19 protein-coding genes are annotated in these 18,222 nt (G+C 28.6%); 9 read left to right on the forward strand and 10 right to left on the reverse strand.

All coding sequences use genetic code 11. From position 1 onward, the window contains the following. Window positions 1–12 precede the first annotated feature (12 nt). From L2Z92_RS10220 to L2Z92_RS10240, 5 genes are all read right to left on the reverse strand, one after another. Window positions 13–810, reverse strand: a complete 798-nt coding sequence (locus L2Z92_RS10220) for a hypothetical protein (RefSeq protein ID WP_265210512.1) — start codon at window positions 808–810, stop codon at window positions 13–15. A 14-nt stretch (window positions 811–824) separates the two neighbouring features. Beyond that, entirely contained in the window at window positions 825–1,391 is a 567-nt protein-coding gene (locus L2Z92_RS10225; RefSeq protein ID WP_236452736.1) for a DUF4255 domain-containing protein, read from the reverse strand. 370 nt (window positions 1,392–1,761) lie between these two features. Then, window positions 1,762–2,628, reverse strand: a complete 867-nt coding sequence (locus tag L2Z92_RS10230) for a helix-turn-helix transcriptional regulator (RefSeq protein ID WP_236452737.1) — start codon at window positions 2,626–2,628, stop codon at window positions 1,762–1,764. A gap of 262 nt (window positions 2,629–2,890) precedes the next feature. Continuing rightward, window positions 2,891–3,607 (reverse strand): LytR/AlgR family response regulator transcription factor, encoded by a 717-nt coding sequence (locus tag L2Z92_RS10235; protein WP_236452738.1) that lies wholly within the window; start codon window positions 3,605–3,607, stop codon window positions 2,891–2,893. After that, a complete protein-coding gene (locus L2Z92_RS10240) occupies window positions 3,600–4,658 on the reverse strand; it encodes a sensor histidine kinase (RefSeq protein ID WP_236452741.1) in 1,059 nt (352 codons plus the stop codon). Before L2Z92_RS10240 ends, L2Z92_RS10235 begins: the two co-directional genes overlap by 8 nt. A 214-nt stretch (window positions 4,659–4,872) precedes the next feature. On the opposite strand from L2Z92_RS10240, the gene L2Z92_RS10245 reads away from it, so the two are divergent. From L2Z92_RS10245 to L2Z92_RS10255, 3 genes are all read left to right on the forward strand, one after another. After that, a complete protein-coding gene (locus L2Z92_RS10245) occupies window positions 4,873–5,223 on the forward strand; it encodes a MotA/TolQ/ExbB proton channel family protein (protein WP_236452744.1) in 351 nt (116 codons plus the stop codon). Window positions 5,224–5,359: 136 nt separating this feature from the next. Then, window positions 5,360–6,160, forward strand: coding sequence for a zinc-dependent peptidase (locus L2Z92_RS10250; RefSeq protein WP_236452746.1), 801 nt, complete (start codon window positions 5,360–5,362; stop codon window positions 6,158–6,160). 209 nt (window positions 6,161–6,369) lie between these two features. Beyond that, window positions 6,370–6,789, forward strand: coding sequence for a CBS domain-containing protein (locus L2Z92_RS10255; protein ID WP_236452749.1), 420 nt, complete (start codon window positions 6,370–6,372; stop codon window positions 6,787–6,789). 54 nt (window positions 6,790–6,843) lie between these two features. Here L2Z92_RS10255 and rpe read toward each other — a convergent pair whose 3' ends face one another. Beyond that, a complete protein-coding gene (rpe, locus tag L2Z92_RS10260) occupies window positions 6,844–7,503 on the reverse strand; it encodes a ribulose-phosphate 3-epimerase (RefSeq protein WP_236452751.1) in 660 nt (219 codons plus the stop codon). 222 nt (window positions 7,504–7,725) lie between these two features. Between rpe and L2Z92_RS10265 the strand changes: the two genes are divergently transcribed. Continuing rightward, window positions 7,726–8,949, forward strand: a complete 1,224-nt coding sequence (locus tag L2Z92_RS10265) for a hypothetical protein (protein WP_236452753.1) — start codon at window positions 7,726–7,728, stop codon at window positions 8,947–8,949. Window positions 8,950–9,013: 64 nt separating this feature from the next. After that, window positions 9,014–10,246: a hypothetical protein gene (locus L2Z92_RS10270; protein WP_236452755.1), complete on the forward strand. Its 1,233-nt coding sequence runs from the start codon at window positions 9,014–9,016 to the stop codon at window positions 10,244–10,246. A gap of 376 nt (window positions 10,247–10,622) precedes the next feature. Here L2Z92_RS10270 and L2Z92_RS10275 read toward each other — a convergent pair whose 3' ends face one another. Both L2Z92_RS10275 and L2Z92_RS10280 read right to left on the reverse strand, forming a co-directional pair. Next, complete coding sequence (locus L2Z92_RS10275; protein ID WP_045967558.1) at window positions 10,623–11,486, reverse strand: sigma-70 family RNA polymerase sigma factor; 864 nt, start codon at window positions 11,484–11,486, stop codon at window positions 10,623–10,625. Between the two features lie 81 nt (window positions 11,487–11,567). Continuing rightward, window positions 11,568–12,515, reverse strand: coding sequence for a hypothetical protein (locus tag L2Z92_RS10280; protein WP_236452758.1), 948 nt, complete (start codon window positions 12,513–12,515; stop codon window positions 11,568–11,570). Window positions 12,516–12,725: 210 nt separating this feature from the next. On the opposite strand from L2Z92_RS10280, the gene L2Z92_RS10285 reads away from it, so the two are divergent. Genes L2Z92_RS10285 through L2Z92_RS10300 form a run of 4 tightly spaced genes read left to right on the forward strand, consistent with a single transcriptional unit; the run spans window position 12,726 to window position 15,375 of the window. After that, window positions 12,726–13,799, forward strand: a complete 1,074-nt coding sequence (locus L2Z92_RS10285) for a fatty acid desaturase family protein (RefSeq protein WP_236452760.1) — start codon at window positions 12,726–12,728, stop codon at window positions 13,797–13,799. Window positions 13,800–13,809: 10 nt separating this feature from the next. Then, complete coding sequence (locus L2Z92_RS10290) at window positions 13,810–13,992, forward strand: hypothetical protein (protein WP_236452763.1); 183 nt, start codon at window positions 13,810–13,812, stop codon at window positions 13,990–13,992. A 1-nt stretch (window position 13,993) separates the two neighbouring features. After that, on the forward strand, window positions 13,994–14,683 hold the full coding sequence (locus tag L2Z92_RS10295; RefSeq protein WP_236452765.1) for an LA_2272 family surface repeat-containing protein: 690 nt from the start codon (window positions 13,994–13,996) through the stop codon (window positions 14,681–14,683). 35 nt (window positions 14,684–14,718) lie between these two features. After that, a complete protein-coding gene (locus L2Z92_RS10300; RefSeq protein ID WP_236452766.1) occupies window positions 14,719–15,375 on the forward strand; it encodes a hypothetical protein in 657 nt (218 codons plus the stop codon). A 26-nt stretch (window positions 15,376–15,401) separates the two neighbouring features. On the opposite strand, the gene L2Z92_RS10305 is transcribed toward L2Z92_RS10300, so the two are convergent. Both L2Z92_RS10305 and L2Z92_RS10310 read right to left on the reverse strand, forming a co-directional pair. Further along, window positions 15,402–17,036 carry a hypothetical protein gene (locus tag L2Z92_RS10305; protein ID WP_236452767.1) on the reverse strand — a complete coding sequence of 545 codons (1,635 nt, stop codon included), beginning with the start codon at window positions 17,034–17,036 and terminating at the stop codon, window positions 15,402–15,404. Then, entirely contained in the window at window positions 17,033–18,220 is a 1,188-nt protein-coding gene (locus L2Z92_RS10310; RefSeq protein ID WP_236452768.1) for a DUF4249 domain-containing protein, read from the reverse strand. Before L2Z92_RS10310 ends, L2Z92_RS10305 begins: the two co-directional genes overlap by 4 nt. Window positions 18,221–18,222 lie beyond the last annotated feature (2 nt).

The raw sequence follows: 18,222 nt of genomic DNA on the forward strand, positions 1-18,222 counted from the left end.
TTGTTAATTGTGTTATATATATACATACATTGGTGATGTAATTATTTTTGTTCCGTTTTCTTCATCTATTTCTAAGCTTCTCGGACTTGAACTTGGTAATCCTTTGAAAACTATTTTTTTAGATTGATTTTTTAGCCCTGAAATATCAATTAAATCAAATTTGTATTTTGGAATTTCAGACATTTTAATAAAATTCCTGCCAGATGAAAAAAGTATTGCTTGTTTACCATTTTGTATCGTAACTATTGTTGCTTGTTCAAATTGAATAGGTGACTTTCCACTAATTATAGCGTTGGTAAGATTGATTCCACTTTTGTTTATAAAATAGTATCTCCATTGTGTTGTTCTCGATTCAAAATGTATTGTATAATTACAACTTTGTTTATTCTTTAGTAATGCAATTAAATCTTGAAAATAGATTTTTAGATTGGCTAAGCTAGCTGTACTATTTTGAGAAGAATAGGTTGCTGTTAATTGTATATTCTTTTCTGTAGTAATAAATTTTGAACTTGAAAACTGAATTTGCCCTATCCAATCTGTCGAAATTTCTGTGAAAAATATAAAATTTGAATTCGTAGTTTCAATTTCAAACTCAAAACTAGAATGTTCGCTAGCTAGTTCTATATAGCTTAAATAATCAATAAGGTTGCTATTCTTACTGTTATAAAAATCAAATCCGTTGCTGTTTTTTTTTATGATAAATCCATATCGATTTATAAGTTCGCAAGTTTTTTTCGTGGGTTTATAAATGAAACAATTACAAATGTTTTTTTCAAAGTATTCATGGAAAACTTTTATTGAAAAAATCATATTGAATTGACTGTTCATAATTCTTGAAGATTGTTATTCGTTTCATTAATTGAAGTAGTAAAACTCTCATTGTCGAATGACTGAATAGTAATTAAACGAGTTTTGTAAACAATTGAAGGTTGGTATTTTGCTCCCATTGCAGTCCATAAATTATGCATTTGATTATAATTCAATTTTTCAATTTCGAATTCAAGTTTATTTAGACCTTGCGGTATGTTTGAGAAATTAGTAGCATCTAGTACTACATATGTTTGAAAAAATTGAATTACAGTATTTAGAAACTTTAAGGATTCATTATAATCATCAAAATTTGAGGTTATTAATAAGTTTAAATTGAATCTTTGTGTAGGATTCAAATCACCATAATTGTCATTAGCTAATTTCTGATTTCGTACATAAAAAGGTTGTAACGTTTCTTGTTCAATATTGATTAAGGAGATTACCACTTTATTCTCATTCTTTGTAGGTATCGAACCGTTATTGTCTATAACATTATTCAATACTACTTTACTCTCATCCAATTGATACATATTCTTGATGTATTGATCAAGAACTTTAGTAGTGAATTGAAGTGATTGCATTAACATGAATATTTCTGTTATAGGTTAGACAATATGAAATGGATTTATATTTTATTTCTAATGTTGTAAAGTTAGAATTGTTATATCTTATATCTTTAAATTAAGAATGTACGTTTCGTGTACACCAAATAAAAAACCATAGACAAACCATAGACATTATTATTTTAATGAAAGTTTGTCTTATAATCATTTCAATAAGATAATATTGTGAAAATTGAATTTTGTTTTAGGAAATAGGGATACGAATCAGATAGTTGACGCAATATATTGTAGTAAAAAAGGAAATGTTATTTCTATGAAATAGATAGAGGAAAAGGAAAGTTTGAAAAAGTAATGATTGAAGAATATGCGATTATTTATTAAAGTAGAATCATATTGCTTTTAAATAAGTATGTAAATCTAAATCTTTTGAAATTTGTAGTTTTTTCTTCAGACGATATTTGTGAGTACGAACACTTTCTTGATTAATGCCTAATAGACTTCTAATATCATTATTTGACATATTCATCTTTAAATAACAACAATATTTCAGATCCTTGTTTGTAAGCTTTGGATGTTTTTCGGCTAATGAAAGTAAAAATTCAGGATTAGTTTTCTCAAAATAGAACTTAAAATCATTCCAAAGATGGGTATCGTTTGCAGATGATTTTATTGCATTTACAATAGATAATAATTCAGATCGAGTAGAATTGTCAACATTCGGACATAAAGTTTTTATACGTTCTTTAACAGTGTGTAATGTTTCAATTTTTTGATCTAATTCTAATACATATCTACTCATATTTCGGTCTGTATTAATTAAATCTTTTTCAATGGATTGACTAACTAGCGAATCCGTTGTTTTAGTGCTGTTCTGTTGTTTTTTTAATAAAAATATAGAACGAATTAAGGAAGTGAAATGTGTTTTTTTAATGATATTTTCAATGGGAAATGTGAAAATTATATTTTCATTATTCCAAGAACAAAAATTAGTATCAAACTTTTGTATAATGCATAGCATAGGAATTTCGGGTTTGTTTACAAACTGATTGAAATCGTTGATTGTATTTTGATTGTTTCTAAAATTGAGAATTAATAAAGATGGATGAATTGATTTAGAGATACTTAGTAAATCTGAAATACGAGAAACAGAAATGATATTCACTAAAAAATCTGGGATGTTTCCTAATAATTCAACAAGAGTTGATAAAATGTCTATTTGGTCGCAACCAATTACTATTGTTTTTTCTTCTTTCATTGTTTAAGTCGTAAATATTTAGATGAATATTTATTTCATTATTGAAATTACATTCATTATAATATTCATGAATTTTGTTCTAAAATTTTTCAAGAAGAAAAAGGTAATAGCACTTTTTAAACAAAAAACACAGAATTATTTAATCAGTATCAAATGTATCTCAAACATTCGAGATAAAATTGCGTAGAAATACCTGTTTTGGAAAAAATAATGATTATTTAATAAAAGAAAAGAAGTTACTTTGAATGAAATATAAAAAGCTTTATAAGTTTTCCAATTGTTCCAAAACAACTTTCCTATAGCTTCTGCTAATTGGTAACGACTTGTGATTAATCTCTACATATTCATTAGTGAAAGAATCAATTTTTGCAATGGCAATTAAAAAAGAACGATGAATTCGAATAAATTTCTTTTTAGGTAGTTTTGCTTCAATATTAGAAATGGTTTCTCGTGTAACTATCATTTTGTCTGCGGTAATTATTTTAATATAATCACTTAAACTTTCAACATGAAGAATTGCATCAAAATCTATTTTAATCATCTTTCTGTCCGATCTAACAAATATAAATTCACTTTCTTCCGCAACACTTTCTGGAATTATTGGTGTTTCAATAGGAATATTTTCCCCGATAAATTTATTGACAGCTTGTAAAAATCGATCAAACGAGATTGGTTTTAATAAATAATCAACAGCTTGAAGATTAAAACCATCTACAGCATATTCGCGATAAGCAGTAGTAAAAATAACTTTACTGTTTTTATTGATAGATTTAGCGAATGATAATCCTGATATTTCAGGCATATTAATATCGAGAAAGATTAAATCTATTTTAGTGGTGTTAATAATTGTAAAGGCTTCAATAGCATTTTTGCAACTGCCAGAAACGAGTAGCGTTGGAATTTTAGACAAATGCGACTCGAGAATTTCACGAGCTGTAATTTCATCATCTACAATTAAGCAATGGTACACTTTATTCATGTTTTTCAAGTTGTATTTCTAAAGTTACAATAAAAAAAGCATCAATTATTTCAATCATTAATTCATGTTTTTCAGGATATAATAATTGCAGTCTTTTTTTTATGTTTTCTAATCCAATACCCGAAGATTCATCTGCAGAAGTATCGATAAAGCTATTCTTGCATTCAAATTGAAGATTACTATCTGTAATCGTTAACTGAATTTCAATTGTTAAAAAATGATTTACAATACTACCATGTTTGAAAGCATTTTCAATGAAAGGCATAAACAACATGGGTGGAATTTCTAAAAAAGTATCGTCTATTTTATTGATGAAAGAAACCAGAAGTCGGTCTTTGAAGCGTATTTCTTCCAATTCGATATACTCTTTAATATGAGCCACTTCTTCATTGATTTGGACTTTCGGTTTTTGAACCTGATAGAGAATGTAATCTAATAAATTAGAAAGTTTTAAAATAATATCTGGTGTATGTTCCGATTTTTTTAAGGCAAAACCATAAATAGTATTCAATGTATTGAACAAAAAATGGGGATGGATTTGTTTTTTTAAGTAGTTCAGTTCTTGTTGTTTAATTTGTAAATTGGTCTCTAATATTTTGTTTTCTAATGTTTTAAATTTAGATTGTACATTAAAATTGTGTTTTAATAAGGAAATAAAACTGGTTAACCCAACAACAAGATAAACAAGAATTAATATAAAAATGAAGTTTCGTCCCATTGGAGGTACTTTGGAAATCTCTAATTGTGTAATAAAAATAAAACTACCGTAAATCGCAAGTACAATTAAATAGGTAGAGAGTACTAAGGTATAAAAACCATAAAGACCAAGTTTGAAATATTGTTTAGTCAACAGGTATTTTGGAATTAATACATAGGTAGTAATATAAGTTGTGATAATAGTAATCGGTAAAAGTAAACTAGAAAACCAAGTAATATAAACCGTATCTGTAGAATTGTAGCTAAAAAAATACACAAAAAAGAACCATACACCAATCCAGAAAAAGAAATGGAGAAAAAAAGATTTAGTGGTATTAAGTACATTTGTAAACATGCAGGCAAGATAAATAAAATAGTAAAGAAGTAAGATTGTTTTGCGGTGGATGACTCTTTTATGTCTCGATTTAGTAAATTAGTAATATAAAATATCTAATTTAAAACAAAATAGGTTAAAAAGAGTAGTAAACTGTCTATCCATCGCAAATAAAACAGACAAAAGAGATAGAACAATACTTTTGAGGTATTACTAATCTTAAAAATATAAAATTATGATTTTAGACAGAATTTACGAAGGAGGTCCTTTTTTTATGGTGCCTATTGTTTTTTTATTAATAGCAATATTGTTATTGACTATTTTTGGAATTTTGAAGGCCAATAAAAACAAAAAGGCAGTTAGCCTAATTAGTTCGCTGAGTCTTTTTGTTTTGGTTTGGGGTTTTTTAGGCCAGTCAATTGGCTTGATTGGAGCTTTCGATGCGATACAAGATATGGGAAACATTAGCGCAGAAATTTTATCGAGTGGATTAAAAATTTCTTTTTTACCTGTAGTTTTTGGAATGTTTACTTTTTTAATAGGTAGAATTGGCATTATAGTATTGACTATTTTGGATAAAGAATAGTAAAATAATAAGAAACCTGTTTTTTTAAACCCAGATTTTTAATGTGTAATTTGGGTTAAAATAAAAAGACAGGTTTCTTTATATATTTATAACACAATAAATTTCTATATTTAGGGTGTTCTTAAAATGAAATTGTTTGCAATATATTCTTATTTTACTTGGCTTAGCCTTTTTAGTTTTTTTTACCTATAATGTTGCTATAGAGCCTATTTATGCTTTTTTCTTTAGAAAACCAATCTATGTGCATTTTTATCTTTTTCCAAAGAAATTGAAAATAAATCATATTCAGGTTTTACACAATCATTTTGATTTTTATAAAAAACTAACGACTAAAAAGAAAATCTATTTTGAACATAGAGTTGCTACTTTTATAGAAAAGTATCCGTTTCATGGTAAAGAAGGTTTACAAGTAACAGATGAAATGAAAATACTAATTGCAGCAACAGCCGTTATGTTAACATTTGGAATGAGAAAATACCTGTTTACAGTAATAGATAAAGTTATTATATATCCAGACGTATATTATTCGACAATGAATAATGAAATGCACAAAGGGGAATTTAATCCTAGAATGAGTGCAATTGTACTTTCATGGAGGCATTTTTTGGAAGGTTATAGCATTAATAATGATAATCTTAATCTAGGATTGCATGAATTTGGACATGTGATGCACTATCAAGGGTTGAAAAATTCAGATACTTCTGCAACAATATTTACAGTTACGTATGAGGAAATAATGGAAGAAGTGAAGTTTCCAGCCAATTATAAACGACTAACAGAATCCAACTATTTTAGGATTTATGCTTATACAAACGAATTTGAATTTATTGCAGTAATACTAGAACACTTTTTTGAAACACCACATCAATTCAAACAAGAATTTCCGCAATTATTCGAAAAAGTTAAGGTGATGATAAATTATACAGAAAGGATTTAAATTCATTAAAAAAAGAGAAATAGAATACTATATATCTAAAAAAAACATTCTAGAATATGATTTTTGTTATGTTTTTGATGCAAAGTCTATTGTAAATTTGTGATATAGAAATAAGGCTTTAAAGTAAAATGAATTGAAGTAGTCTTTATTTTTTATGGATAAAACACAAAAACTGTTCCTATATATAGTAGCAAATAAATTTTAAACATATGAAACAGAATGTTCCCGTTTCAACTATTATGACAAAAAATGTTATAAAGTTGAATAGTACAGATGATCTTACAAAAGCAGAAAAACTATTTAAAAGTAACAACATAAGACATATTCCAGTAGTAAAAGGGAATAAAATTATTGGAATGTTAAGTTATACAGATCTTTTGCGAATTTCTTTTGCAGATGCAATAGATGATGAAGAGGAAATTGTAGACGTTACCGTTTATAATATGTTTACGATTGAGCAAGTAATGGCAAAAAAATTAGTTTCAGTTTCACCAGAAACAACAATAAAAGCAGCAGCAGAAATTTTAGCAACAAAAGAATTTCATGCATTACCTGTCACAGAAGGAGATTTGTTAGTTGGTATTCTAACAACGACCGATTTAATTAGATATTTAATTGATCAGTATTAAACAAAAAAATCCGTCAAATTTTAATTAATTTGACGGATTTTTTTGTTTATAAATTTATTGTGTAATTTTCTTCAAATCGGCAATAGTTGCAATTGGATCTTGAGCTCCAAAAACATAACTACCAGCAACCAAAACATCAGCACCAGCATCAACTAATTGTTTTGCGTTTTTATTTGTTACACCACCATCAATTTCAATTAATGTAGAAGCACCATTTCTAGTGATTATTTCTTTCAATTGCGCAACCTTTTTATAAGTATTTTCAATAAACGATTGTCCTCCAAAACCAGGGTTAACACTCATAATACATACTAAATCGATATCTTTAATTGTATCTTCTAATAAAGAAATATTAGTATGAGGGTTAATCGCAACACCAGCTTTCATTCCTTCAGCCTTTATTGCTTGTAATGAACGATGTAGATGAGTACAAGCTTCATAGTGTACCGTTAAAATATCTGCACCAAGCTTTTTAAAAGTACTAATATATCTATCAGGATCAATAATCATTAAATGAACATCAATCGTTTTTTTTGCATGTTTAGAAATAGCATTTAAAACAGGCATTCCAAAAGATATGTTTGGAACAAAAACACCATCCATAATATCAATATGAAACCAATCGGCCTCACTATTGTTTATCATTTCAATGTCGCGTTGTAAATTAGCAAAGTCAGCTGCTAATACAGAAGGAGCAATAAGTGTGTTTTTCATTTGTATAAAATATATGTTAGTGTTGTGAGATTTTTTTAAAAAACTAGAAAAAAATCAGGATTATTAGTTGAAGTGCAAATTTAGTTATTTAATTGCAATTCTAATAATGTAAGTGCAAAATGTGTAATTTAGTATGTATTATAATTTTACTATATAAAATGTTAATTTTTAACGCTTTGTAAACTTTTTTTTTATAATTTTGCGCATTCTAAAAATCTTACTATGAGGCTTTTGTATTTTAAAATTATCTTCTTATTTTCAGTATCACTTACAGCACAAGTTGGTATTGGAACTACTACTCCAAACGCATCTTCTGTTCTAGATGTAAGTTCTTCAAATAAAGGTGTGTTGTTGCCAAGAGTGGGACTTGTTTCATCTACAGATGTTGTTACAGTATCATCTCCAATTAAAGGATTGATTGTCTATAACAAAGGAACAGCAGGTTTAACACCAGCAGGTTTGTACCGTTGGAGTGGAACAAAATGGAATGCTTTTGTAGACGAATCTTCTTCAACACTTCAGGGAGGAACAGTAGGGAACTCATTTTCAAATACGGTTGTAAGCATTCGAAATCGACCTGTAACAATGTCTTCTCCTATGGGGACACAATTATTGAGATATAATGGAACATCTTGGGTAAATTCAAATGATGTGTCTAGTCAAAATTGGTTGTTAACAGGAAATACTTTTACAAATAACACACATTTTCTTGGTACAACAGATGATACAAAGATGACGTTAAGATCGTTTAATCAATCTTTTTTCGAATTTGGCAGAAGACAAACGCTTGGCTTAACTCAAGGATATACAGATTATACAGATAATAATCAATTAGTTACTTATGTAAGAAGTGCTATTCAGTTTGAAGCTCCCGGAGCTTCATACTATAAGCCTTTATTTTTTGTAACTAATAATGGTAATTTTAGATTAAAAGGAAGTGCAGCAGGAACAGATTACTTCGAGTTAGGAGCAGGTGGAACAACTTCAAATGATGGTTCGGTAGAATTTATTATTGGAGATGATGGAGAGGAACCAATTGTATTCGAAAAATTTAATACGACAGCATCTAAAGTTGAAATGTTCCGTATGCAAGGAACAGGTTTGAATAACGAAGTTAGAGTTGGTTTAAATAATAACGGAGCAGTAGCAAATTCAGTATTTCAAACGAATGGTTCTGTAGCGAAGAGTATTGTAACAACAAGTTCAAATATCACATTAAACGAGAATCAATATACAGTAGTATTTACTGGTGGTACATCTTCAGTTGGAGTAACGCTTCCATCAGCAGCAAGTGCTATAGGAAGAACCTATGTGATTAGAAACACATCAGGAGCTTCAAAAAATATTTCAACATATATTAATGAATCAGGAAGTACTTTGAGTACAATTCCAAATAATTCTGTTATTTGGATTCAGTCAGACGGTTCAAATTGGCTTTCAATATAATTTTATGCTGACTATTAATTCAAATTATTGTTCACTAACTATTACACAAAACAATTTCACTAAAATGAAACTAAACTTTACTTTATTTGCTAACCTTGTGTTGTTCTCTTTTATTTCAAATGCACAAGTAGGAATTGGAACTACAGCACCAGATCCTTCAACAATTTTACATTTAGAGTCATCATCTAAAGGTTTTTTGTTACCAAGAGTAGCTTTAAATTCAGCAGCCGACGCATCAACAATTACTTCACCAGCAAACGGTTTAATTGTCTATAATACAGGATTAGGAGGATTAACTACTGAAGGAATTTATCAATGGAAAGGAAGTAATTGGAATTTAATCTTAGACGCAGGAACTGTACTTAATGGAGATGTTAAAGGAAGTATAGGAAGTAATGTTGTTACCGCTTTACAGAATGTTCCAGTTTCTACTGTTACACCAACAACAAATCAAATACTTAGGTTTAATGGAACAGAATGGGTGCCATCGAATGATGTTTCGTCTCAAAACTGGTTATTAGGGGGAAACAGTGCAACCAATCCAAGTACAAATTTTTTAGGAACTATTGATGATGTAAAAATGCAATTACGTTCTAATAATCAAAATGTATTAGAATTTGGTAATAGAGGAACTTTAGGATTAGTTCAAGGAATTACAGATTATACAGATCCGAATCAGAAAGTAACACATGTAAAGAGTGCATTACAATTTGAAGCACCTGGAGCATCTTTTTACAAGCCATTGTTTTTTGTAGATAGTGATGGGAACTTTAAGTTAAAAGGAAGTGCAGCAGGAACCGACTTTTTTAGTTTGGGTTCAGCTGGTACATCTAATAATGGGTCATTAGAATTTCAAATTGGAGATGATGGAAATGAACCAATTGTTTTTAAGAAATACAACTATAACACAGCAACATACGTAGAAATGATGCGTATGCAAGGTACAGGATTAAACACGAATGTTAGAGTTGGAATTAATACTTCTGGAGCGGTTGCAAATTCAACACTTCAGGTTGTAGGTTCTCAATCGAATAGTATTACTAGTTTTTCTTCAGCAAATCCTACAATTAATGATACGCATTATACAGTAGTTCTGCATGCTGGTGTTTCTGGAACAGTAACATTGCCATCTGCTTCAACTTGTGTAGGGAGAATTTATTGTATAAGAAATACTTCTGGATCAGCATTGAATATTAGTGCTTATAGAAACTTATCAAATGCAAGTGTTACAGTTTTATCAAATGCTACATTGATTCAAATTCAATCGGACGGAGCAAACTGGTTACAAATTAGATAACAAAAAATAATTTTAAAAAAGGCATAACTAATTGAAGTTATGCCTTTTTTTTGTTCAATATATTTCTAATAATAGTATTTTATACCATTTATCACTTGAATTTACTGGAATAAAACGCCCTTTTTCCCTCGCTATTTCAATATAAAATAAAAACGTAGCGATGCTATGCTTTGATTTTCTATTTCATATCAAGAAAAAAATCATCATTTTCTTTTACAGTAAATTCAAATCACAACTGGTATTAATTTATTTGTAAAATAATAAAAATATCTTTTTTGGTTGATGATTGAAATAAAAAACCACGGTAATCAGCCGTGGTTTCAATCATCAATCAAAAAACGAACAGTTATTGAAACTGTTGTTATTTTTATTTAGGTTATCCTAAATATGTTTTTAATATTTTACTTCTAGAAGTGTGTTTTAATCTACGAATTGCTTTCTCTTTAATTTGACGAACACGCTCACGAGTTAAATCGAAAGTTTCACCAATTTCTTCCAGAGTCATTGGGTGTTGGTCTCCTAAACCAAAATATAAACGTACCACATCAGCCTCTCTAGGAGTTAATGTTTCTAAAGCTCTTTCAATTTCAGTTTGTAAAGATTCATGGATTAATTCTCTGTCAGGGTTTGGAGATTCACCAGAACGCAAAACGTCATAAAGGTTAGAATCTTCACCTTCAACAAGAGGTGCATCCATTGATAAATGACGACCAGAGTTTTTCATCGACTCTTTTACATCATTAACAGTCATATCTAGTTCTTTTGCAATTTCTTCAGCAGAAGGTGCACGCTCACTAGATTGCTCTAATAAGGCATACATTTTGTTGATTTTATTGATAGAACCAATTTTGTTTAATGGTAAACGTACAATACGTGATTGTTCAGCTAGAGCTTGAAGAATCGATTGACGAATCCACCAAACAGCATAAGAAATGAACTTAAATCCACGAGTTTCATCAAAACGTTGAGCGGCTTTGATAAGACCAAGATTACCTTCGTTAATTAAATCAGGAAGTGTAAGTCCTTGATTTTGATACTGTTTAGCAACCGATACTACGAAACGTAAGTTAGCTTTTGTTAATTTTTCTAGTGCACGTTGGTCACCAGCTTTTATACGTTGTGCTAATTCTACTTCTTCATCTGCAGTAATAAGGTCAACTTTTCCAATTTCTTGTAGGTATTTGTCTAAGGAAGCAGTTTCACGATTCGTTACCTGCTTGGTAATTTTGAGTTGTCTCATCTATTTTTCCCTCTTAATTTTAAGTGTTCTAATAGTTATACGTAAGAAGTTACAAAAAAGTTACAAAAACTTTAAAAAAAGTTATTCAACTATATAGTTTTCTATTTTGTTCTTGAAGAATTCTATCTTTTGATACATTCTATTGAAAAATATTTTTCGGTCTTTCTTGCCAGATTGATTCAATGATTTTGAATTGTATAATTGATTTGAAATGTATTTTTGCTGCTCTTCGCAAGTTTTTCTATCAGAAGTAACATAATAACCTAGTGCATTATAAGGTAAGAAAAACGAAGATTTTTCTTCTGAAGCAAATAGAGCAGAATTGTTCAAGATTAAGAGTTCGTTATAATAAAGCTGAAATTTATCAGAATCTAACTCACATTGTGCTTCAATATTTTTTATAATTACACTTAAATCTTCAATAATATTAATTGCGTTTTTATAGTTGAGTAATCCAGCTTCAAAAAAATAATTTACTTGTTGTAATGAGCTATTTATTGTAGTATCGTTCCAGATTTCAACTCTTTTAGCATCTTCAAAGAATTTTTTTAAAGGAATATTTTCACTCACTACAGATTCTTCAAAAATGAATTCCTCATAACTAGATGTTTGTTCTTTATTTAATAGATTGAACCAAATGAAAAATTTAAATTTAGAAAAAACAGTTCCAGAAACAGCATAATTCATAGGTATATCTTTCGCAGCATAATAAACGGTAGCTTCTTTTGGGTTTATAGCTGATAAAATTTGATTTGTTTTTTCAAAATAATCTTTGAAATCATAAAGGGTTTCAATTTTTTTTGTTTTTTCTATTATTAAGTGGTTTTTATTGCAATATAATTCGTCCATAGAAATGGAATAATGTTGACACAATAGTATTGTTTCGTCAATTGAGAATTTACTTTTTAAAGATATTCTTCTGTGTGATGCATCATAACTTATACCTAAAACTTTTGAAATTTCATCGAGTAATGATTTATCTATGACTTTCTTCTGTATTGTTTTTAGTAATAACTCTTGGTTTTTCATTTTGTGATTTTCGCAAATACAAATATAATTATTATTATTTAATGCAAATTAGTTTGTGATTAATGAGATAGTTTTGGAGTGTGATTTTTAAGTCATTATATATGAAATCGCCATTAACAACATGTTTGTTGCAAACAAATGAAATTCACTGAACACAAATGGATAAAAAACGATACCATATGTTACTGGTGAAAAATAATTTTTAAAGGTATGAAAGCAAAATATTTTAATAAATCGGAAGACGAGAAGCTGTTTTTTTTAAGCTTAAAAGAGAGAGTATACGCAAAATTGAATAATGAGACTATTCATTACGGTACAAGACAATTTTGGGTGAAAGGTATATTTTGGTCTTTAGTGTGTTACCTTTCTTATTCTTCCCTTTTTATAAATACAATTACTAAAGTTGAATTTTGGTTTTTGTATTTGATTTTTCAGTTATCTGGACTCTTAATAGGTTTTAGTTTAGGTCATGATGCAAGTCATAATACTGCTTTTAAAAGTAAGAGGAAAAACAGTGTGTTGCATTTTTATAGTTTTCTTACAGTTGGAATAGATCCTATGCTTTGGGGTTTGCGGCACATTCGTTCGCATCATTTATATGCAAATGTAGAAGGAAGTGATATCGATATTGACAAGAATCCATTTTTAAGATTGAGTCCAACGCATGCTTGGCAACCAAAGCACCAATTTCAAGTCTTTTATGCTCCCTTGGTTTATATGTTTACGTTGTTGCATTCCGTTTTTGTAAGTGATTGGGTGTATTTGTTTTCCAAAGAGTATCATTGGATGAAGAAAGGGTTTTCAAAAACAGAATTATACGGTAGGTTTCTTCTTTATAAAATATTTTATTTTTCTTTAGTTTTAATACTACCAATCTATTGCTCTACATTTAGTTGGAGCTTTGTTTTGATAAGTTATTTAACGGCAAGCGCTTTTACATCGTTAATTTTTATAATAATGTTAGTTGGTACACATTTTTTTGAAGAAGCGAATTACCCTGAACCTGTTGGAGAAAATTTAGAACATTCTTGGGCAGTACATCAATTGTATACTAGTTGCGATTGGAATGCTGATAAAAGTTGGGCAAGATTTTTTAGTGGTGGCTCCAATTGTCATGCAGCTCATCATTTGTTTCCAAATATTTGTCATGTGAATTATAAAGAGATTAATCAGATAATTAAAGAAACAACAAATGAATATAATTTGCCTTATCATCATAAAACGTTAACTGGAATGATGTTCTCACATTTCAAGCATTTGTATAGAATGGGACAATTAAAATAGAAAAAAATATATGAAAAGAATAATTAAAAAAATAGGAGAGAGGCTCTATGAAGATTTTGAAAACACTTGTGCTTCTGATTTGATTTTATATTCATCCAGAATAAATAGATTACAAGCAAAATGTCTGTTATTTTTAGAGAATTATAAGGATAAAATTGGTGTCAAAAAGAAGTTTAATATCAAAGAAAAATAAGATGAGAAATTATATACTATTTATAGTAATGATGATTAGCGGTTTGTCATTCTCTCAAGATACATTAGTGAAGCCCATGACAAGAATTTTTGCCTTTACACCAAAGCAAAACGGAATTGAAAAAGTGAACGGTATGGCTTTGGGATTAGGTCTAGATGCGTTTAATGAAGGCACAATTTTAAAAGTAAATGGATTAAATCTTGAGATTAATCCTATCTCGTTTTTGTACTTCCTCTTTGCAGGACCAAGTGATTTTTCAGTTGAAGAAGCTTTTGTAGTTAACGGACTCCATTTAAGTACAGGAAATAGACAGGAAGGGAAAATAAATGGTTTGTGTATTTCATTTTTAAACATGAATCATGCAGTGAATGGATTGTCTCTCAATTTAGCGTATAATTATGTTACAGAATTAAATGGAATACATCTGAGTAGTTTTGCTAATTCGAGTGAAAGTGCAAAAGGACTTTTTTTTGCAATGTCAAATCACTCAAAGGTTACTAATGGTTTTCAATTGGGAGTTTTTAATAATTCTAAGGTGTTAAAGGGCGTTCAGTTAGGTGTCATGAATAAGAGTAAAGATATTAAAGGAGTTCAAATTGGCTTAGTTAATTTAACAAATAAGGGAAAAGGATTACAATTGGGATTTTGGAATGTAAATGATAAAAGATCAATGCCTATTATAAATTGGTAAACGTGAAATTCATTATTCTTTTAAAAATAATAATTATGAAACGATATATTGTAACGATTTTTCTGTTAATAATTTTCACACAAATACAAGCACAGATTTACGAAATTGATAGTGTTAAAATAGATAGGTTTAGAGTTGAAACTGGTTTGTTTGTTCCAGTTGGGAATTTATCTAATAAAATGGATGTTTCTAAAGAAATTGGAGTGTATTATAGAATAAAAGCAGCTCATAAGGATATTGTTGATGTTGGCTTTAAAGGTTATTTTCCTGAGGGTTCAAAAGAATTTACTTATTATGGAAGAGATTCGATTTATGCTACTCGTTCAAAATCATTTGGATTAATAGCGCTAACCAAGATAAATAAACATTATAACTTTTCGTTGTTTAAGAAAGAAATTATAGCAGAATGGACATCTGGAATTGGATTTAATTTTTTGTTTTTTGAAGACAAGGAAAGTCCAGAGAATACTTCCGGCACTCGAATAAATGAAGATGGAAACTCAGAAACTATAATCGATACAAACTCGAAGGCTTTAATGTCTCCTTTTCTTAGTCAAGGTGTTGGATTTACTAGAAAACGAATAGGTTTAAGTTTTCAATACGATTTTATGCCCTATAATTGGTTCACAAAGCGAATTGAAAGCAGTTTCGGTAACAGCGCTTTTTCCTTGTTTGTAAGTTATAAAATTTGAATTTTTAATAATGGAAAAGAGCTATTCTATTTAACAATAAAATAGCTCTTTTTGTTAATGTATTGACCGTCATTTGTATATCCAATCGTAGAAATTTCATAAGTACCTTCAATATCAGAAGTAGAAAACTCTATTGGTTCTTGTAATGAAGAGATATTTGTTTTCCAATATAACTGAACTCTATAGTCTGGTATTTTTTCTAGTGATGTGTCGTTTGTATAATCTGGAAAATAGTATATTTCCTTTAAAAATGGAATGTTATATTTTAAATTGATTTTCTTATTTAGATTACTAATATCATTAAAACTATTATCTGCTGTGTTTACAATAAATAAACCACTATATAGTTTGTTTCCAAGGTAATGAGGTTTGTTGTTGATTGAAATTTTTGAAACTTTACTAAACTCTATTTTTAATAAATCATTTGAATCATGAATTAAATTACCATCAACAATTGTTAGAGGATCTTCGTTTATTTCAAAATTTATATCACTATTTCTAAAACGAAGCTTAAAATCGCCTTCTTTTTCAGTAAAATAAACCTGATTGATAACTTCAATGATAAACTCTTTTAAAGATGAAAAACGAGTTATATTATCTAAATCAAAAACTTGTAAATCAGAGTTGTTAATACTGCTTTCGGCTTGTCTTAAAATGATACTGTCTTTTTTAATTTCATAGTAGGCATTTTCAATTTGTGCTGCAATTGCTCTGTTCTTAATTTCTACTGTATAGTTTTCTTTTAATTGAATTTTTTGATTGTTATTAACAGTGTAAATAGGTTTTGTTTCGGGATCTAAAACAATTGAATAATTTGGATTCTCTGTAATAACCTCTATAGTAATGTTTTCGCTTTGTAAAGGTTTAGGTAGAATAAAATAGAATTCTCCATTGTTATTTGTAATCGTAGTATTTAGGTATTTATTATTTCCTTTATCTGTTAAAGCAATACCAATTTTATTTAGTGGTAATTGATTTTCTGAGCTAGAAATTTTACCAGAAATAATTTCTCCTTTAGTTTCAGGAAGAATTAATTTATCGTTTTTTTCTGATTTTTCAGGAGTCTTAGTGTTTTCTTTTTGCTCAAAATTAATTTCATTAGTTTTTCTAACAGAAGTTGTGAATTGACCTTCTAACTTGGATTTGAATTCATTAAATGTAATGATCTTTCTTTTTTTATAACTTTTCTTTACAATTAGATTATTTAAAATAGAATCATTGATAGTTTGGTTATTAAAAACAGAATGATCTACATCTGTTTTCAAATAAGGATTAATGATTAATAAATCTTGTTCAAAATAATTGGATTTACTTTTGTTTAACATCCATTTTGTATACGCAATTATTTTATAATTACCTGTTTTTAATTCGGATGGAATAAAAAAGGAACCGCTCTCAGTACTTTTATTAAGATAATGTTTGTGAGAGAAAACTTCTTTTCCGAATTCATTAAGACATGCAACATAAGCTACCTTGCTTAACTCGCTTGGTTTATTATTCACATCATTACAAAATAAAGAATACAATAATTTTTCACCAGTAACAATTGTTTTAGTATTGGTAATTAGAGTAATTGTTTCCGTGTAGTTTAGTAATTCACTTTTCTGACTAAAAGCAAAATGCTGTAGTATTAATAATACTATTGTTATATGTTTTCTCATTGCCAAAAATCGGGTTCTATGTTAGACGAAAAAGTAGTGCAATCTCCACATTCAGGATAAACCATTGTGTAATCTCCACTGAAAGAGTCATGAGTATAATATATAATTTGATTAGAAAGAACACCATTTATTAAATCTAATCGTGCTCCGAAATGTGTAACATCGAAAGGACTTAAATAATCTGTTGCTGTTGTATATAGTATAGCGTTACATTCATGAAAATAATCTGAAGAAAGCTCTAAAGGAAAAATATCATTAAAATTAAAGAATATTCTTTTCTTAGAAACTGTAGTGACATCAAAATAGCCTACTATTTTTTCATCAGAATTATTAGTGTTTTTTATGTTACCTTCAATAAAACCAGGTTGTACTTGTGAAAGTAAACTTCCCGTAGAAGATAAATTTTTCAATGTTTTGTAGAAATTATAAGCTCCAACGTTTTGAATATATTGTTTGACTAAAATACTATATCTATTAGTGATTTTAGGATCGTCTTTTGGTAGGAAATGTACTTTATAGTTGTACAATCTATCTTCTGTTTGGTTTTCTGTAGTAGTAACATTTATTGTTTTTGAATAATCAGAGCTATAACAAATTTGGGTTTCTGTTGTTCTTGGTGAAACAATTAATTCTTCATTTGGTCCAATTTCTAATTTGTTCGGGCTCCAATATGGAGGTATTATTTTATATGTTTCTTCAAACTCATATCTGTAAAACTTCGCAGTATTTGTAGGGTCATTTGAGTTAATATTGATTTCTACTCCTGAAATACTATTTTCTGCTTTCTGTATTGCATTAACAGATTCAATTTCAACAGTTGTAGGCATTTTTTCATTAGTAGAAATATAACTATTGCCATTTACGGTTTGAATGTGTAGTGTGTAGTTGATACCAGCTTCAATTCTGAATTCTTGATTAGATATATAAATGTCATTTTCTTCTTGAAATAGGAACTCTAATCCTGTGTCTGTAGTTATTTTTACACTTGCACCATGCTCTATATTTGGACTACTTTGTTCAATTGGAATTGTTCTAGATAGTTTTATATTTTGTTTTTTATACTCATCTGTTATTGTTGCTTCTACAACTAATAGATCTTCAAAGTTTTCAGTCTCTAAAGCATAAGGTTCTGTACAACTTATAATGATTAGGGGAATTAATGCGATTAAGTATTTTAATTTCATTA

The organism is Flavobacterium jumunjinense (assembly GCF_021650975.2).
In the GTDB taxonomy this organism is placed as follows: Bacteria; Bacteroidota; Bacteroidia; order Flavobacteriales; family Flavobacteriaceae; genus Flavobacterium; species Flavobacterium jumunjinense.

Bases quoted from the DNA above. Each gene is read 5' to 3' on its own strand.
- L2Z92_RS10220 (WP_265210512.1), bottom strand. From the start codon at position 810: ATGATTTTTTCAATAAAAGTTTTCCATGAATACTTTGAAAAAAACATT.
- L2Z92_RS10225 (WP_236452736.1), bottom strand. From the start codon at position 1,391: ATGCAATCACTTCAATTCACTACTAAAGTTCTTGATCAATACATCAAG.
- L2Z92_RS10230 (WP_236452737.1), bottom strand. From the start codon at position 2,628: ATGAAAGAAGAAAAAACAATAGTAATTGGTTGCGACCAAATAGACATT.
- L2Z92_RS10235 (WP_236452738.1), bottom strand. From the start codon at position 3,607: ATGAATAAAGTGTACCATTGCTTAATTGTAGATGATGAAATTACAGCT.
- L2Z92_RS10240 (WP_236452741.1), bottom strand. From the start codon at position 4,658: ATGTTTACAAATGTACTTAATACCACTAAATCTTTTTTTCTCCATTTC.
- L2Z92_RS10245 (WP_236452744.1), top strand. From the start codon at position 4,873: ATGATTTTAGACAGAATTTACGAAGGAGGTCCTTTTTTTATGGTGCCT.
- L2Z92_RS10255 (WP_236452749.1), top strand. From the start codon at position 6,370: ATGAAACAGAATGTTCCCGTTTCAACTATTATGACAAAAAATGTTATA.
- rpe (WP_236452751.1), bottom strand. From the start codon at position 7,503: ATGAAAAACACACTTATTGCTCCTTCTGTATTAGCAGCTGACTTTGCT.
- L2Z92_RS10265 (WP_236452753.1), top strand. From the start codon at position 7,726: ATGAGGCTTTTGTATTTTAAAATTATCTTCTTATTTTCAGTATCACTT.
- L2Z92_RS10270 (WP_236452755.1), top strand. From the start codon at position 9,014: ATGAAACTAAACTTTACTTTATTTGCTAACCTTGTGTTGTTCTCTTTT.
- L2Z92_RS10275 (WP_045967558.1), bottom strand. From the start codon at position 11,486: ATGAGACAACTCAAAATTACCAAGCAGGTAACGAATCGTGAAACTGCT.
- L2Z92_RS10280 (WP_236452758.1), bottom strand. From the start codon at position 12,515: ATGAAAAACCAAGAGTTATTACTAAAAACAATACAGAAGAAAGTCATA.
- L2Z92_RS10285 (WP_236452760.1), top strand. From the start codon at position 12,726: ATGAAAGCAAAATATTTTAATAAATCGGAAGACGAGAAGCTGTTTTTT.
- L2Z92_RS10290 (WP_236452763.1), top strand. From the start codon at position 13,810: ATGAAAAGAATAATTAAAAAAATAGGAGAGAGGCTCTATGAAGATTTT.
- L2Z92_RS10295 (WP_236452765.1), top strand. From the start codon at position 13,994: ATGAGAAATTATATACTATTTATAGTAATGATGATTAGCGGTTTGTCA.
- L2Z92_RS10300 (WP_236452766.1), top strand. From the start codon at position 14,719: ATGAAACGATATATTGTAACGATTTTTCTGTTAATAATTTTCACACAA.
- L2Z92_RS10305 (WP_236452767.1), bottom strand. From the start codon at position 17,036: ATGAGAAAACATATAACAATAGTATTATTAATACTACAGCATTTTGCT.
- L2Z92_RS10310 (WP_236452768.1), bottom strand. From the start codon at position 18,220: ATGAAATTAAAATACTTAATCGCATTAATTCCCCTAATCATTATAAGT.